This window comes from Streptomyces sp. NPDC097981, from assembly GCF_040302565.1.
Classification (GTDB): domain Bacteria; phylum Actinomycetota; class Actinomycetes; order Streptomycetales; family Streptomycetaceae; genus Streptomyces.
Window position 1 is genome coordinate 1 of the sequence record NZ_JBEORW010000020.1, and the last position, 15533, is coordinate 15533.

General features: G+C 71.0%; 11 protein-coding genes, 1 tRNA gene and 1 pseudogene. 7 read left to right on the plus strand and 6 right to left on the minus strand.

Features of this window, described 5'->3' with window-relative positions:
* Together ABTY04_RS20190 and ABTY04_RS20195 are read left to right on the plus strand one after the other, a co-directional pair.
* Window positions 1–294 (plus strand): integrase core domain-containing protein (locus ABTY04_RS20190; RefSeq protein ID WP_352214710.1); only part of this gene is annotated, 294 nt, incomplete at its 5' end.
* A 167-nt stretch (window positions 295–461) separates the two neighbouring features.
* Window positions 462–741 (plus strand): annotated as a pseudogene (locus ABTY04_RS20195) (NUDIX hydrolase).
* 368 nt (window positions 742–1109) lie between these two features.
* Here the strand turns inward: ABTY04_RS20195 and ABTY04_RS20200 are convergent.
* From ABTY04_RS20200 to ABTY04_RS20220, 5 genes are all read right to left on the minus strand, one after another.
* The gene (locus ABTY04_RS20200) at window positions 1110–2126 is read right to left on the minus strand and encodes a LacI family DNA-binding transcriptional regulator (RefSeq protein ID WP_352214711.1); all 1017 of its coding nucleotides are present in this window, start codon (window positions 2124–2126) and stop codon (window positions 1110–1112) included.
* Entirely contained in the window at window positions 2114–3724 is a 1611-nt protein-coding gene (locus ABTY04_RS20205; RefSeq protein WP_352214712.1) for a glycoside hydrolase family 13 protein, read from the minus strand. The genes ABTY04_RS20200 and ABTY04_RS20205 overlap by 13 nt, the downstream gene beginning before the upstream one ends.
* A 74-nt stretch (window positions 3725–3798) precedes the next feature.
* Window positions 3799–4653: a sugar ABC transporter permease gene (locus ABTY04_RS20210; protein ID WP_352214713.1), complete on the minus strand. Its 855-nt coding sequence runs from the start codon at window positions 4651–4653 to the stop codon at window positions 3799–3801.
* On the minus strand, window positions 4650–5687 hold the full coding sequence (locus tag ABTY04_RS20215) for a carbohydrate ABC transporter permease (RefSeq protein WP_352214714.1): 1038 nt from the start codon (window positions 5685–5687) through the stop codon (window positions 4650–4652). Before ABTY04_RS20215 ends, ABTY04_RS20210 begins: the two co-directional genes overlap by 4 nt.
* Before the next feature lie 8 nt (window positions 5688–5695).
* Window positions 5696–6970 (minus strand): extracellular solute-binding protein, encoded by a 1275-nt coding sequence (locus tag ABTY04_RS20220; RefSeq protein WP_352214715.1) that lies wholly within the window; start codon window positions 6968–6970, stop codon window positions 5696–5698.
* Between the two features lie 222 nt (window positions 6971–7192).
* On the opposite strand from ABTY04_RS20220, the gene ABTY04_RS20225 reads away from it, so the two are divergent.
* From ABTY04_RS20225 to ABTY04_RS20245, 5 genes are all read left to right on the plus strand, one after another.
* Window positions 7193–8812, plus strand: coding sequence for a glycoside hydrolase family 13 protein (locus tag ABTY04_RS20225; protein ID WP_352214716.1), 1620 nt, complete (start codon window positions 7193–7195; stop codon window positions 8810–8812).
* Between the two features lie 26 nt (window positions 8813–8838).
* Entirely contained in the window at window positions 8839–9888 is a 1050-nt protein-coding gene (locus ABTY04_RS20230; RefSeq protein WP_352214717.1) for a LacI family DNA-binding transcriptional regulator, read from the plus strand.
* A 101-nt stretch (window positions 9889–9989) separates the two neighbouring features.
* A complete protein-coding gene (locus tag ABTY04_RS20235; protein WP_352214718.1) occupies window positions 9990–10880 on the plus strand; it encodes a phosphatase PAP2 family protein in 891 nt (296 codons plus the stop codon).
* Window positions 10881–10965: 85 nt separating this feature from the next.
* Window positions 10966–11089 (plus strand) — tRNA-OTHER (locus tag ABTY04_RS20240).
* A gap of 295 nt (window positions 11090–11384) precedes the next feature.
* Window positions 11385–11693 carry a hypothetical protein gene (locus tag ABTY04_RS20245; RefSeq protein WP_352214719.1) on the plus strand — a complete coding sequence of 103 codons (309 nt, stop codon included), beginning with the start codon at window positions 11385–11387 and terminating at the stop codon, window positions 11691–11693.
* Window positions 11694–11718: 25 nt separating this feature from the next.
* Here ABTY04_RS20245 and ABTY04_RS20250 read toward each other — a convergent pair whose 3' ends face one another.
* The gene (locus tag ABTY04_RS20250; RefSeq protein ID WP_352214720.1) at window positions 11719–14706 is read right to left on the minus strand and encodes a bifunctional [glutamine synthetase] adenylyltransferase/[glutamine synthetase]-adenylyl-L-tyrosine phosphorylase; all 2988 of its coding nucleotides are present in this window, start codon (window positions 14704–14706) and stop codon (window positions 11719–11721) included.
* Window positions 14707–15533 lie beyond the last annotated feature (827 nt).

Genomic DNA, 15533 nt, shown 5'->3' on the forward strand with positions numbered 1-15533 from the left:
GAATACACATCGCGTGAATACCGCACGTTGATACGGGAGTTGAAGCTGAGGCAGAGCATGGGGAGAACGGGCTCGTGTTATGATAACGCCGTAGCCGAAAGCTTTTTCGGATTGCTGAAAGCGGAGATCGGGACCACCGTCTGGGAGTCCCGTGAAGCCGCTCGCGCCGACGTCTTTCGTTTCATCGAGGTCGAGTACAACCGCACCCGCCTGCGCAAGCACCCGGTCTACGGCTACGTCACCCCGATCGAAACCCGGGCCCTGACGACCCAAGACGTCACCCCCGCAGCGTAACCACCCGCTGTCCACGGCCACGGGGGAACTTCAACTGGCCCGACCTGCCGACCTGGCAGCAAGAGACCGATGCCGACATCTTCGAGGCCATCGAGAAGGCCGTCAGCTGACACGAGTGCCCTGCGCAGCGGGGCAGGCCGAACAACGTTCTCGGAAGGCCGGTCAAGATGCCCAGGCGTGACTACGAGGACGAACCGAACGCACCCAAGGCGAACAGCCTGGTGCCGGCTGCTTCGGCCGTCGTCGGCGACGGCGACGGCGAGGTACGACAGGAATTCTCGATCTGCCTTCTCGCCCGACCCGTCAGCGGGCACCCTCCGCACCTCGGACGAGTCGCTGGAAGTCGCATGGTTCGCACCGCACGAAGTGGATGCCCTCCCCATGGTCCCCGGTATCCGCAAGCGGCTCAACGACTGGCGGACCGGACAAGGCCCCGTCGTCCGCTGAAGTTCGCTGCTGCCCGGCCCCAGACGGCCGCCGGACGCCGTGCCGGCCGAAGCGCGTAGCGATCTGCCGCGCCCCGGGCCAACCGAAACCCCATGGGCAGCTGCACGCTGCCCGCTCCGGCTTGACCCCGCCCCGGCCCGGGACGACTGACGATGGGCCCTCGGCGGAGCCGTCCCCTCCCCGCGCCGCATCCGGGCCGGGCTCGGTGGTACCGGTGGGCGGGCTCCGGATGACAGGGGCCGCCAGCCGGGATCTACCCTCGCAGCCGCCAGGGGGCCGGGTGGGCAACACCGGCCGGGCCCGGCACCGCTCGGGGGTGGGAGCGGCCCGCGCTACGCAGCTCGCCCCCACCCCCTACTCCCCAACCCCTACTCTCCCGGGCCCTGCCCCGTGGACCCCCGCACCACCAGTTCCGGCTGGAACACGTACTCCGTCCGCTGGACCGGGGTGCCGCCGACCGCCTCCAGGAGGGCGCCGACCGCCGCCGTGGCCATGGCGCGGACCGGCTGGCGGATCGTCGTCAGCGGCGGGTCCGTGAACGCGATCAGCGGCGAGTCGTCGAAGCCGACCACCGAGACGTCCTCCGGCACCCGCAGCCCCCGTTCCCGCACCGCCCGGATCACGCCGAGCGCCATCGGGTCGCTGCCGCACACGATGCCGGTGCAGCCGCGGTCCAGCAGGGCGCCGCCCGCGGCGTGGCCGCCCTCCACCGTGAACAGGGTGCGCTGGATCAGCCCCTCCTCCTCGGCCCCCGGCACGGCGGCGACGAACCCCTGCTCCTTGCGGGCGGACGGCACGTACCGCGTCGGCCCGATGGCCAGTCCGATCCGCCGGTGGCCGAGGTCCTCCAGGTGCCGGACGGCCATGTCGGCGGCCGCCCGGTCGTCCGGGGAGATGAACGGGGCGTTCACGTGCTCGTTGAACCCGTTGATCATCACGAACGGCAGGCCCCGCGCGGAGAGCCGCTGGTAGCGCGCGGGGTCCACCGTCGAGTCGGAGTGCAGGCCGGACAGGAAGACGATCCCGGTGACCCCCCGCTCCTCCAGCTGCTCCACCAGCTCGTCCTCGGTGGCCCCGCCCGGCGTCTGCGTGCACAGCACCGGCGTGTACCCGTGGCCGGCCAGCGCCTGCTCTATGACCTGCGCGAACGCTGGGAAGATGGGGTTGGTCAGCTCCGGGATCAGGAGCCCCACCAGGCCGTTGCTGCGTCGGCGCAGCCGCGTGGGCCGCTCGTAGCCGAGCAGGTCCATGGCGGCCAGCACCTTGTGCCGGGTGCCGGCCGCCACGCCCGCCTTGCCGTTGAGCACACGGCTGACCGTCGCCTCGCTGACCTGGGCCTGCGCGGCGATGTCCGTCAGCCGGAGCGGGGAGGTCACACCTGCCACCACACCGCCGTGTCGGCGGGCAGCGTGCCCGGGTCGGTCAGTTCCCCGCTGGCGAGCAGGACCGTGCCCTGCGCCGGTACGGAGACCGGCGACGCCGTCGTGTTCACCGTGCAGACGAACTCGCCGCGGCGGAACGCCAGGACGCCCTCGGGCGCCTCCAGCCACTCCACTGCGTCGCCCGCACCCAGATCGGCCCGCTCCCGGCGGATCCGCAGCGCGGCCCGGTACAGCTCCAGCGTCGAAGCCGGGTCGCCGGTCTGGGCAGCCACGCTCAGGCCCGCCCACTCCGCCGGCTGGGGCAGCCAGCTGCCGCCGGTCCCGAAGCCGTACGGGGCTTGGTCGCCCGACCACGGCATCGGCACGCGGCAGCCGTCGCGCAGTCCGTCCTGGCCGTTCTCCTTGAAGAAGGAGGGGTCCTGGCGCACCTCGTCCGGCAGGTCGGTCACCTCCGGCAGACCGAGCTCCTCGCCCTGGTAGACGTACGCCGAGCCGGGCAGCGCCAGCATCAGCAGGGCGGCGGCCCGGGCCCGGCGCAGGCCGAGTGCCGGGTCGCCGTCGGAGAAGCGGGTGGCGTGCCGGACCACGTCGTGGTTGGACAGCACCCAGGTGCTGGGGGCGCCGACGGGGCGCATCGCGTCGAGCGAGTCGTCGATGGTGGCGCGCAGGGCTTCCGCGTCCCAGCCCGTGGTCAGGTAGTGGAAGTTGAACGCCTGGTGCAGCTCGTCGTGGCGCACGTAGAGGGCGGTGCGGTCGGTGCTGGGGGTCCAGGCCTCGGCGACGCCGATGCGGTCCCCGGCGTACTCGTCGAGGACCTTGCGCCAGGCGCGGTAGATCTCGTGGACGCCGTCCTGGTCGAAGAAGGGCAGCACCTGGTTGCCGAGCAGCTTGAGCTGCTCGTCGCGGCCGAGGTCGGGCAGGCCGGGCGCCTTGACGAGCCCGTGGGCGACGTCGATGCGGAAGCCGTCGACACCCAGATCCAGCCAGAACCTAAGGACCGACCGGAACTCGTCCTGGACGGCCGGGTGTTCCCAGTTGAAGTCGGGCTGTTCGGGCGCGAAGAGGTGCAGGTACCACTCCCCGTCGGCGACCCGCGTCCATGCCGGTCCGCCGAAGATGGACTCCCAGTCGTTCGGGGGCTCGGAGCCGTCGGCGCCCCGCCCCGGGCGGAAGTGGAAGCGCTCGCGCAGCGGCGTCCCCGGCCCCTCCCTCAGTGCCTGCTTGAACCATTCGTGCTGGTCGGAGCAGTGGTTCGGGACGAGGTCCACGATGATCCGCAAGCCGAGCCCGTGTGCTTCGCGGATCACGGCGTCGGCGTCGTGCAGGGTGCCGAACATGGGGTCGATGGCCCGGTAGTCGGCGACGTCGTAGCCGGCGTCGGCCTGCGGGGAGGCGTAGAAGGGGCTGAGCCAGACGGCGTCGACCCCCAGCTCCTTGAGGTAGGGCAGTCGGCTCCGGATGCCTTCGAGGTCCCCCATGCCGTCCCCGTTGGAGTCGGCGAAGCTGCGCGGATAGACCTGGTAGATCACCGCTTCTCTCCACCAACCGGGCAGGGTGCTGCCGGCCTGGGTGGGGATCGTTTCGGCGAGGTGCTGGGTCATGTCGTCCTTGAAGAGATCGGGCCGGGGGTGTGTGGGGGCAGGCGCCGGGTGGTCAGCCCGTGGTCGCGAGGGCGTCAGCCCTTGGTCGCGCCTGCCGTCATCCCGGCGACGAGGTGACGCTGGGCGAAGAGGAAGAAGACTGCGGCGGGGATGGCGATGAGGACGGAAGCGGCACTCATCGCACCCCAGTTGGAGGTGTACTGCGTGACGAAGGTCTGCAGGCCTCCGGCGAGGGTGAGGTGTTCGTCGCCGACCATGAAGGCGGAGGCGTACGCGACCTCGCCCCAGGCGGTGATGAAGGAGTAGAAGCCGGTGACGGCGAGGCCGGGCTTGGCCAGCGGGAGGATGAGGCGCCAGAAGGTGCCGAAGGGGTTGAGCCCGTCGACGCGGCCGGATTCGTCGATCTCGACCGGGATGGTGTCGAAGAAGCCCTTCATCATCCAGGCGCAGAACGGCACCGCGATGGTGAGGTACGTGATGATCAGGCCGAGCGGCTGGTTGAGCAGCCCCAGCTGTCCCATGAGGTTGTAGAGCGGGACGATGAGGATGGCCATGGGGAACATCTGCGTGATGAGCAGGGTCCACATCAGCGGCTTCATGCCGGGGAACTTGAACCGGCTGACCGCGTAGCCCGTGGTGGCGGCGATGAACACGCCGAGCACGGTGGTGACGCCGGCGACGAGCACGGAGTTGCCGAACCAGGTGAGGAAGGAGGTCGACTCCAGCAGGTACCGGTAGTTGTCGAAGGTCGGTTCCTTCACGAAGTCCGTGGAGATGGCGTGCTTCGCGGGCTTGAGCGAGGTCAGCAGGACCCACAGCACCGGGAAGACGGCGATCACGGACGCGACGATCAGGGTGGCGTGCAGGCCGGTGGAGGCGAGCGGGGAGCGCTGCCCCCTGATGCGCGGGGTCGGGGTCGTCACGGTCACCACACCTCTCCCTGCTTGCGCAGCGAGCGCCGGTAGACCAGCGCGAAGATCATGAGCAGCGCGAGGATGAGCACGCCCCACGTGGCGGAGCCGGCGAAGTCGCGCGGGCTGGCCACGAAGGCCTCGCGGAAGGCCTGGGTCACCAGGATCTCGGTGGAGTCGCCGGGTCCGCCCCGCGTGAGCAGGAAGATCACCGGGAACATGTTGAAGGTCCAGATGGTGGAGAGCAGGATCACGGTCATGCTCACCGTGCGCAGTCCGGGCAGGGTGATGTGCCGGAACCGCTGCCAGGCCGTGGCACCGTCCATCTCGGCGGCCTCGTAGAGCTCGGCGGGGATGGACTGCAGACCGCCGAGCAGGGCGACCATCATGAAGGGGATGCCGAGCCAGACGTTGACGGCGACGACGGAGAACTTCGCCCAGGTGGGGTCGTCGAGCCACGGAATCGCCGAGATGCCGCCACCGTCGAGGATCTTGTTGAGGATCCCGCTGTCGCGGTTGAAGAGGAACCGCCAGGCGAAGACGGAGACGAAGCCGGGGACGGCCCAGGGCAGGATGAGCGCCATCCGGTAGGCGGCGCGGCCCCGGAAGTCCCGGTTGAGCATGTTGGCCAGGGCCAGTCCGAGCGTGAAGGTGATCGACACGCACAGGACGGTCCAGGCGATCGTCCAGGCCAGTCGCTGGAGGAACACCGGGTCCCCGAGGACGGCCGTGTAGTTGTCGAGCCCGACGAACTTGTACGTCGCGTCGATGTGGCGGACGCCGATGATACGGGCGACGTTGCGCTCGTTGGCGTCGGTCAGCGACAGGTAGATGCCGCGGACGAGCGGCCAGCCGATGATCACGCCGAGGACGAGCACCACCGGGGCGACCATGGCCCAGGCGTACCAGTGGGTGGCGAGGGCGCGCCTCAGTCCACCGCTGTTCCCGGTCTTCGCGCTGTCAGTCCTGCGGCTCCGGCCGCGGGCGGCGACGGTGTCCTGCCCGTCGCTGCCCGCGGCCTTCGCCACCGACTGGCTGGTGTGAGCAGCCATCGTCTTGTTTACTTCCAGCCCTTGAGGATCTTGCGGAACTCGACGCCGGCCGCCTTGGCCGCGTCCTCCGGGCTGGAGGCCCCGGTGATCGCCTTGGTGTACTCGACCTTCAGCGGCTCGAAGAGGGAGCCGTTCTCCGGGATCCAGGCGCGCTCGACGGCCTTGTCCACGGCCGGCTTGAAGAACTGGACCATCTCGCTGGACTTGACGTCCGGCTGCTCGTAGGCGGCGGTCCGCGTCGGCAGCAGGCTCAGCTCCTTGGCGGACTGGACCTGCACCTCCTGGGAGGTCATGTACTCGACGAAGGCGTGCGACGCGGCGCGGTTCTTGGAACCGGCGAAGACGGCGAGGTCGTGGCCGCCCTGCGGGGAGCCGGCCTTGACGGAACCGGCCGGGACGGCGGCGATGCCGAGGTTCGCCTTGTCCTTGAACTGGTCGCCGGCGTAGGTGTCGGCGACGGCCCACGGACCGTTGATCATCATCGCGGCTTCGCCGGTCTTGAAGGCGGTCTGCATGTTGACGTAGCCGTCGGTGGCGTTGGTGATCGCCGCGCCGGAGGTGACCAGGTCGCGGGCGGTCTTGAACGCGCTGACGCCGGCCGGGTTGTCGACGGTGACCGTCTTGTTCTTCGCGTCGACCAGGTCGCCGCCCTCGCCGTAGATGAGGGGCAGGAACCAGTACGAGTCGTCGCCGCGCAGGTAGAGGCCGGCCTTGCCGGTCTTCGCCTTGATCGAGGCGGCGGCGGTCTTCAGCTCCTCCAGGGTCTTGGGGGGCTGGACGCCGGCGTCCGCGAGCATCTTCTTGTTGTAGAAGAGGCCGAGGGTGTCGATGACCTGCGGGACGGCGTAGGTCTTGCCCTCGAACTTGCCGCTGGCCGCGGCCTGGGGCAGGAACTCGGTGTCGACCTTCTTGGCCGTGTCGGCCGGGACCTCGTCGAGGTAGCCGAGCGAGGCGAAGTCGGCGACCCAGCCGACGTCGGCGCGGATGACGTCGGGGGCTTCGGAACCGCTGCTGAAGGCGTTCTTGACCTTGTTCTGGGCGTCACCGTACGGGACGTTGACGTACTTGACGGTGACCTTCGGGTGCTTCGCGGTGAACGCCTCGGCGATCTTCTGGAAGCTGGCCTTCTCCGCGTCGTTCGAGGTGTCCCACCAGGTGACCGTGCCGGAGAGCTCCCCGCCGGCCTTGGTGTCGCCGCCGTCGTCCTTGGTGTCCCCACCGCAAGCCGTCGCCGCGAGCGCCAGGGTCGCGACCAGCGCGGTGGCCGCTATGCCACGCCGCATATGAACTCCTTCGATGATCCCGGCCGCGCCCTCGCGGTCCCGAGTTGCAGGGAACGTAACAAGCCTGAAAGCCGACGGAAAGAGCTTGCGGCAATTTTCTGCAAGACGGGCCGATCGTTACATCCGTGTGTCCTGACGGTTGCCGCGGCTTGCTGGTTGTTCGAACTCCCTTCGGGTCGTCAGGCCCGCAACCAGGGGGCATGTCGCCGCGTTGACCCCGGTATGACCCATGAGCTGACCGCCTCCCGGCTTGCAAGCGCTTCCAGCAAGGCGACCGAAAGCGTCGGCTGGTGGCGCGATGCCGTCATCTACCAGGTGTACGTACGGTCCTTCGCGGACAGTGACGGCGACGGCATCGGCGACCTCCGCGGGGTGCGCACGCGCCTGCCCCATCTGGCCCGGCTCGGGGTGGACGCCGTCTGGCTCACCCCCTTCTACGTCTCCCCGCAGGCCGACGGCGGCTACGACGTCGCCGACTACCGGGCCGTCGATCCGCTCTTCGGCGACCTCTCCGACGCCGACGAGCTCGTCCAAGCCGCCCACGCCCTCGGGCTGCGGGTCATCGTGGACGTGGTGCCCAACCACACCTCCGACCGGCACGCCTGGTTCCGGGAGGCCCTCGCCGACCCCGCCGCCCGGGCCCGGTACCACTTCCACACCGGGCGCGGACCCGCCGGGGAGCGGCCGCCCAACGACTGGGAGTCCGTCTTCGGCGGCCCCGCCTGGACCCGGACCCCGGACGGCGCCTGGTACCTGCACCTCTTCGCCCCCGAGCAGCCCGACCTGAACTGGGAGCACCCCGAGGTCGCGGAGGAGTTCGCCTCCGTCCTGCGCTTCTGGCTCGACCTCGGCGTCGACGGGTTCCGCATCGACGTCGCCCACGGGATGGTCAAGGCCCCCGGCCTGCCCGACATCGGCCGCGGCGCCCAGGCCACCCTCATCGGCACCGAGCCGCTCCCCTTCTTCGACCAGGACGGCGTCCACGAGATCCACCGCTCCTGGCGGCGGCTGCTCGACTCCTACGAAGGCCCGCGCATCGGCGTCGCCGAGGCCTGGGCGCCGACCTCCGAGCGGCTCGCCCTGTACGTCCGGCCCGACGAGCTGCACCAGGCCTTCAATTTCCGCTTCCTGAACTGCCCGTGGGACACCCGTGCCGTGCGGACCGTGATCGACGAGTCACTGGCCGCCACCGCCTCCGTCGGTGCACCCACCACCTGGGTGCTGTCCAACCACGACGTCGTACGCCACGTCACCCGCTACGGCGGCGGCCCGCAGGGCCTGGCCCGGGCCCGGGCCGCCGTGCTGCTGATGCTCGCCCTGCCCGGGTCGGCGTACCTCTACCAGGGCGAGGAGCTCGGCCTGCCCGAGGTCGCCGACCTCCCCGACGCCGTGCGCCAGGACCCCGCCTTCCTCCGCACCGCCGGGCAGGACGGACTGCGCGACGGCTGCCGGATCCCGCTCCCCTGGTCCGGCGAGGAGCCCCCGTACGGTTTCGGGCCGGCCGGCAGCTGGCTCCCGCAGCCCGCCGACTGGGCCCCGCTCAGCGTCGCCGCGCAGACCGGCGACCCGCACTCCACCCTGGAGCTGTACCGCGCCGCCCTGGAACTGCGCCGCGCACTGCCCGGCCTCGGATCCCCCGACGCGGGCCCGCTGACCTGGCTGTCCGCCCCCGAGGGCGTCCTCCTCTTCACCCGGCCCGGCTTCGCGTGCACCCTCAACAGCCGGCCCGAGGCCGTCGAACTCGCCTCGCCGGGACGCCCCGTACTCTCCAGCACCCCGGTCGAGACGGACGGCCGGACCGTCCTCCTTCCCCCGGATTCGTGCACGTGGTGGGCTTTGTGAGGTGGGAGCCGGTACAGTCCAATCCCGTGACCGCACGGCTAGCCGACATCGCAGCCCAGGCGGGGGTCAGCGAAGCCACAGTCAGCCGCGTGCTCAACGGCAAGCCGGGTGTGGCCGCAGGCACCCGCGAATCCGTGCTGGCCGCGCTCGACGTCCTCGGCTACGAGCGTCCCGTCAAACTGCGCCAGCGCAGCGCGGGGCTCGTCGGCCTGATAACCCCCGAGCTGGACAACCCCATCTTCCCGGCGCTCGCCCAGGTCATCGGCCAGGCACTGACCCGGCAGGGGTACACGCCGGTACTGGCCACGCAGACGCCCGGCGGGTCCACCGAGGACGAGCTCACCGAGATGCTGGTCGACCGCGGGGTCTCCGGCATCATCTTCGTCTCCGGGCTGCACGCCGACACCACCGCCGACATGGGCCGCTACGACCAACTCCGCGGGCAGGGCGTCCCGTACGTCCTCATCAACGGGTTCTCCGACAAGGTCCAGGCCCCCTTCGTCTCCCCCGACGACCGGGCCGCGATGCAGCTCGCCGTGACCCACCTGACCGCGCTCGGGCACACCCGGATCGGGCTCGCGGTCGGACCCAAGCGGTTCGTGCCCGTCCTGCGCAAGATCGAGGGCTTCCGGCTCGGGATGAAGGAACGGCTCGACCTCGACGAGGCCGAGGTCGAGGAACTCATCCAGCACTCCCTGTACACGCTTGAGGGCGGGCAGGCCGCCGCCACGGCGCTCATCACGCGCGGCTGCACGGCGATCGTGTGCGCGAGCGACATGATGGCGCTCGGGGCGATCCGGGCGGCCCGGCAGCAGGGGCTGCGGGTGCCGCAGGACGTCTCGGTCGTCGGCTTCGACGACTCCCCGCTCATAGCGTTCACCGATCCGCCGCTGACCACGATCCGGCAGCCCGTGCAGGCCATGGGCCAGGCGGCCGTCCGCACGCTCCTGGAGGAGATCGCCGGTACGCCGGCCCCGCACAGCGAGTTCGTCTTCCTGCCCGAACTGGTGGTCCGCGGATCCACCGCGTCCGGTCCGCAGCTGGGGGCACCTCCCGGCCGAAGGCCGGGGGAGTAGGGGGGTAGGGGACCGTCTCGTCCTCAGGGGTGAGCGGCTGCGCCGCAGACCGTCCCGAGGGATGATCGGAGGCGAGAACGCATCTGGCAGACTCTGTCCCCATGGGTGAATCGAGCGTGAAGACACTGGAAACCCGGACGGAAGTCTCGTCACCCCACGTGACCGAGAGCGAGACCCGCCCGGGAGATCAGCGCGCCCTGCTCTCCCGACTGCGCACCCCGCGCCGGCCCCGGATCTGGTTCGAGATCCTGCTCATCGGGGTGAGTTACTGGACGTACTCGCTCATCCGCAACTCGGTGCCCGAGCAGAAGGCGGACGCCCTCGCGAACGCCGACTGGCTGTGGAACCTCGAACACACCCTCGGCATCGCCGTGGAGCAGTCGGTCAACCACGCCGTCAACGCGGTGACGTGGCTGGTGGTCGGCATGAACTACTACTACGCCACGCTCCACTTCGTCGTGACCATCGGCGTCCTGGTGTGGATCTACCGTTTCCATCCGGGGCGTTACGCGGCCACGCGCATGGTCCTCTTCGCGACCACGGGCGTCGCCCTCGTCGGCTACTACTTCTTCCCGCTGGCGCCACCCCGGCTGATGAACGGCGGGCACTTCGTCGACACCGTGCTGGTCCACCACACCTGGGGCTCCATGGCCTCCGGCAACCTCAAGCACATGTCGAACCAGTACGCGGCCATGCCCTCCATGCACATAGGGTGGTCGCTCTGGTGCGGGCTGACGATCTTCGCGGTGGCCTCCGCCCCCTGGGCCCGGATCCTGGGCCTGCTCTACCCGGTGGCCACCCTCGTGGTGATCGTGGCCACCGCCAACCACTTCTGGCTGGACGCCGCGGGCGGCATGATCTGCCTCGCGTTCGGCTACACGGTCTCGCGCAGCTGGTACGGGTCCCTCCCCCACCACCTGCCGCGCCACCCCGAGACCGCCGACCCGCACCCGGCGACGGCAGCCCTGCTGAACCGCTTCCGCAAGGTCTAGACAACGCCACCGATATTCCGTGGCCGGGGCCGGTGTCCGGACCGTAGCCTCGGCGTCAGCGGGTGCGCGCGTACCCGCAGGGGGCAGGACCGTGGCAGAGCGGTCTATTGCGCCGGCGGCTCCGGGAGGTTCCCCGGGGCCGCCGTTTGGGGCGAGTGGACGGGCCTGTCCGCCAATGCCCCTCACGGGTTCGAATCCCGTCGGTCCTGCCCCCGGACTGCTCACGTCCGCCGTTCTCCTCGCCCGCATCGGCATGGTGCACTCGCTGGGCGCGCCGGCCTTCCGCCTGGTCGGCCGCGTGTCGGGCCGATTCCTGCCTCAAGCCAAGTGGCGAGGCCCTGCCCGGAGGAGTGAACTGGACGTGAAGGCGCATAAAGGATGTAACGGAGGAGAGTCATGCGTTGCTCACCCCTGCTTGCCTTAGCCGGACTTGCACTCTCGGCCTCCCTTGCCCTCGCACCGGGCGCCGTCGCAGCGGAACCCCGGTCCGGCCAGGTCTCCATCGTGCCGAACACGACACTCTGCAGGCTGGACGGCACGGTCTGGGACTACAGCACGGGACGTCTTTCCACGAATCAAAACGCCGTGGCCTACTGCGAGGGGCTCAGACAAGGCGAAGCCCGTGGGGCGGACGACGGCATGCATTGCCGCCAGAAGAACTATCCGTTGTGGTGGCCCAATCCCAGCGATGCGCAGCGTGCCCGGGACCGCGGCTTCAAGACCGGGTATGACAGGTCCTATCAACGCGAATGGAACGCCAACTCCTGCCAGAACCAGCCGCAACCCGAGCCCTACTATCCTCCGGTGCATTAGCCTCTGAAGACCTGCAGCTGGAGCACTACGCCCCGTAGAACAGGTCGTCCACGACCGCGCGCGCCCGGCGTGTGATGCGGCGGTAGTCGTCGAGCAGCTCGCCGACCGTGCCCTCCGCGTAGCCGAGGTAGCGGCCGACCGCCGCCAGTTCGCGGGCCTCCGACGGGAAGGTGTCCCCGGCCCGTCCGCGGACCAGCATCACCGCGTTGCGGACCCGGGTGGCGAGCACCCAGGCCTCGTCCAGGATCTGCGCCTCCTCGGTCGGGATCAGCCCGGCGGCATGGGCGGCGGCCAGGGCCTCGCGGGTCCGTGTGGTGCGCAGGCCGGGCTCCGACCAGGCGTGCCGCATCTGGATCAGCTGGACGGTCCACTCGACGTCGCTGAGTCCGCCGCGGCCGAGCTTCGTGTGCAGGGTCGGGTCGGCGCCGCGCGGGAGGCGTTCGGACTCCATGCGGGCCTTCAGCCGGCGGATCTCGCGGACCGCGTCCTCGCCGAGGCCCTCCGCCGGATAACGGAGCGGGTCGATCAGCTCGATGAACCGGGCACCGAGGTCGGCGTCCCCGGCGACCGGCTCGGCGCGCAGCAGGGCCTGGCTCTCCCAGGTCAGGGACCACCGCCGGTAGTACGCGGCGTACGAGGAGAGGGTGCGCACGAGCGGGCCGGAGCGGCCCTCGGGGCGCAGGTCGGCGTCGATGAGCAGCGGCGGGTCGGCGGTGGGGAGCTGGAGCAGTCGGCGCATTTCGGCGATGACGGTCTGGGCGGCCTTCGCTGCCTCCTGTTCGTCGACGCCCTCGCGGGGTTCGTGGACGAACAGGACGTCGGCGTCGGATCCGTAGCCGAGCTCGTGGCCGCCGAAGCGGCCGACGCCGATGATCGCGAAGCGGGTGGGCAGGGTCTCGCCCCATTGGTCGCGGACGGCGGCGCGCAGGGCTCCGGCGACGGTGGCGGCGGTGAGGTCGGAGACGGCGTTGCCGACCCGGTCGACGAGGGCTCCGGGGTCCTCCTCGGCCGGGCTGTCCTCCGTACCGTACGAGCGGATGATGTCGGCGGCGGTGGTGCGGAACAGCTCGCGGCGGCGGACCCCGCGGGCGGCGGCGACGCCCGCCTCGGCGCTGTCGGCGCGGCCGACGGCGGCGAGCACCTCCTGCTCCAGGGCCTCGTGCGTACGGGGCTGGAGCCCTTCGGGGTCGCCGAGCAGGGCGACGGCCTCGGGGGCCCGCATGAGCAGGTCGGGGGCCAGCCGGCCGGCGGACAGGACGCGGGCCAGGTTCTCGGCGGCGGCGCCCTCGTCGCGCAGCAGCCGCAGGTACCAGGGGGTCTTGCCGAGGGCGTCGGACACCTTGCGGAAGTTCAGCAGGCCGGCGTCCGGGTCGGCGGAGTCGGCGAACCAGCCGAGCATGACCGGGAGCAGGGTGCGCTGGATGGCGGCCTTGCGGGTGACGCCGGAGGCGAGGGCTTCGAGGTGGCGCAGGGCCGAGGCCGGGTCGGCGTAGCCGAGGGCTTCGAGCCGCTGCCCGGCGGCGCGCGGGGAGAGCCGGGTCTCGCCGGGGGTGAGCTGGGCGACGGCGTCGAGCAGCGGCCGGTAGAAGAGTTTCTCGTGCAGGCGCCGGACCACGGAGGCGTGCCGCCGCCAGGCCTTGTTGAGTTCGGCGACGGGTTCGGTGCGCAGGCCGAGGGAGCGGCCGAGGCGGCGCAGGTCGGCCTCGTCCTCGGGGACGAGGTGGGTGCGGCGCAGCCGGTAGAGCTGGATGCGGTGCTCCATGGCGCGCAGGAACCGGTACGCGTCGTTCAGCTGGGCGGCGTCGGCGCGGCCGACGTAGCCGCCGGCGGCGAGGGCGTGCAGGGCGTCGAGGGTGGTGCCGGAGTGCAGGCTGGCGTCGCTGCGGCCGTGGACGAGCTGGAGCAGCTGGACGGCGAACTCGACGTCGCGCAGACCGCCGGGGCCGAGCTTGAGCTCGCGGTCGACCTGGGAGGCGGGGATGTTGTCGACGACGCGGCGGCGCATCTTCTGCACGTCGGCGACGAAGTTCTCGCGTTCGGCGGCCTGCCAGACGAGGGGTGTTATGGCGTCGACGTACTGGGCGCCGAGGTCCCGGTCGCCGGCCACGGCGCGGGCCTTGAGCAGGGCCTGGAACTCCCAGGTCTTGGCCCAGCGCTGGTAGTAGGCGAGGTGGGAGGCGAGAGTGCGGACGAGGGGGCCGTTGCGGCCCTCGGGGCGCAGGTTCGCGTCGACGGGCCAGATGGTGCCCTCGATGGTGGTCTCGGAGCAGATCCGCATGAGGTGGGAGGCGAGACGGGTGGCGGCCTGGAGCGCCTTGCCCTCGTCCGTGCCGTTGGCCGCGTCGCCGACGAAGATCACGTCCACGTCGGACACGTAGTTGAGCTCGTTGCCGCCGCACTTGCCCATGGCGATGACGGCGAGCCGGCACGCGGCGGCGTCATCGGGCGCGGCGGCGGACGCGATGCGCAGGGCGGCACGGAGGGTGGCGGTGGCGAGGTCGGCGAGCTCGGCGGCGGTCTGGGCGACGTCGATGGTGCCGCAGACGTCGCGGGCTGCGATGGAGAGCAGACAGCGGCGGTAGGCCACGCGCAGGGCGACGGGGTCGTGCGCCTGGGCTAGCCCCTGCTCGAACTCGGCGAGGCCGGGGTGCAGGTCGGCGGCCTCGTAGGTGACGAGGGCGTGCCAGTCGCGGGGGTGGCGGGCGAGGTGGTCGGCGAGCGCCTCGGACGCGCCGAGCACGCCTAGGAGGCGGTCGCGCAGCGGTTTGGCACTGACGAGGGTGTCGAGGAGCACGGGCCGTTCGTCATTGCTCTGCGCCTCGGCGAGCCGGACGAGCCCGAGGAGGGCGAGGTCGGGATCGGCGGTGGCCCCGAGGGCGTCGAGGAGCACCGGATCGGTGCGTACGGAAGCCAGCGCGTCGGAGTCGAGCAGCCGCGCGGCGGCCGAGGGGTCGGTGAAGCCGCTGCGCAGCAGCCGGATGAAGGTACTGCTCCTGCGTCCCGGGACTGTCATCCCGCCGCCTCCCGCGTGCGTCGCCACCACTGCCCATGCGTGCCTGAAGGGAGCCTATCCGGAGCAGGCGTTCGACTCACCGGCGTGGGCGGGCACATATCATGACGCAGATTGTCGGATTATCTGGATACTTATTCCGAACGCGTGTCCTTCTTCGGGCCGCTCCCCGCCCGAACCGGCCGCAAGGACCCCATATGCCCGACGGACACCCTGCCCCGGGCCCCTGGCACCCCGCCGGAGCCGGGCACGGTGGACCGTCGCGGAACGAGCCGACGGGCAACCCTTCTTGGACCCCTCCCCCGCCCCCGCCGGTCGGACACTGGGACCCGTCAGGCCTTGTGCACGACGGGACTTGGGACCCGCCGAACCCCGCCCAGCCCGGAACCTGGGACCCGTCGGGGCCTGCGCAGCCCGGAACCTGGGACCCGTCGAGCTCTCCGCACACTGGACCGTGGGGCCCGCCGAACCCCGCCCAGCCCGGAACTTGGGACCCGTCGAGCCTCGCCCAGGCCGGGACTTGGGACCCGCCGAACCCCGCCCAGGCCGGGACTTGGGACCCGTCGGGGCCTGCGCAGCCCGGAACTTGGGACCCGTCGACCTTTCCCCACACCGGACCGTGGGACCCGTCCAACCCCGCCCAGCCCGGAACTTGGGACCCGTCGAACCCTGCCCCGTCTGAGACTCGGGACCGCTCGAACCTTGTGCAGCCCGGGGCTTGGGACCCGGCGGGCTCTGCACAGGCCGGGACTTGGGACCCGTCAGGCCTTCCGCAGCCCGGACCCTTGGCCCCCTCGGGCCTTGCGCAGCCCGGGCCTCAGAACGCGTCG

Excerpts from the sequence above, each read along its gene's own strand:
- ABTY04_RS20250 (WP_352214720.1), bottom strand. The coding sequence starts at position 14,706 with ATGACAGTCCCGGGACGCAGGAGCAGTACCTTCATCCGGCTGCTGCGC.
- ABTY04_RS20220 (WP_352214715.1), bottom strand. The coding sequence starts at position 6,970 with ATGCGGCGTGGCATAGCGGCCACCGCGCTGGTCGCGACCCTGGCGCTC.
- ABTY04_RS20235 (WP_352214718.1), top strand. The coding sequence starts at position 9,990 with ATGGGTGAATCGAGCGTGAAGACACTGGAAACCCGGACGGAAGTCTCG.
- ABTY04_RS20215 (WP_352214714.1), bottom strand. The coding sequence starts at position 5,687 with ATGGCTGCTCACACCAGCCAGTCGGTGGCGAAGGCCGCGGGCAGCGAC.
- ABTY04_RS20225 (WP_352214716.1), top strand. The coding sequence starts at position 7,193 with ATGACCCATGAGCTGACCGCCTCCCGGCTTGCAAGCGCTTCCAGCAAG.
- ABTY04_RS20205 (WP_352214712.1), bottom strand. The coding sequence starts at position 3,724 with ATGACCCAGCACCTCGCCGAAACGATCCCCACCCAGGCCGGCAGCACC.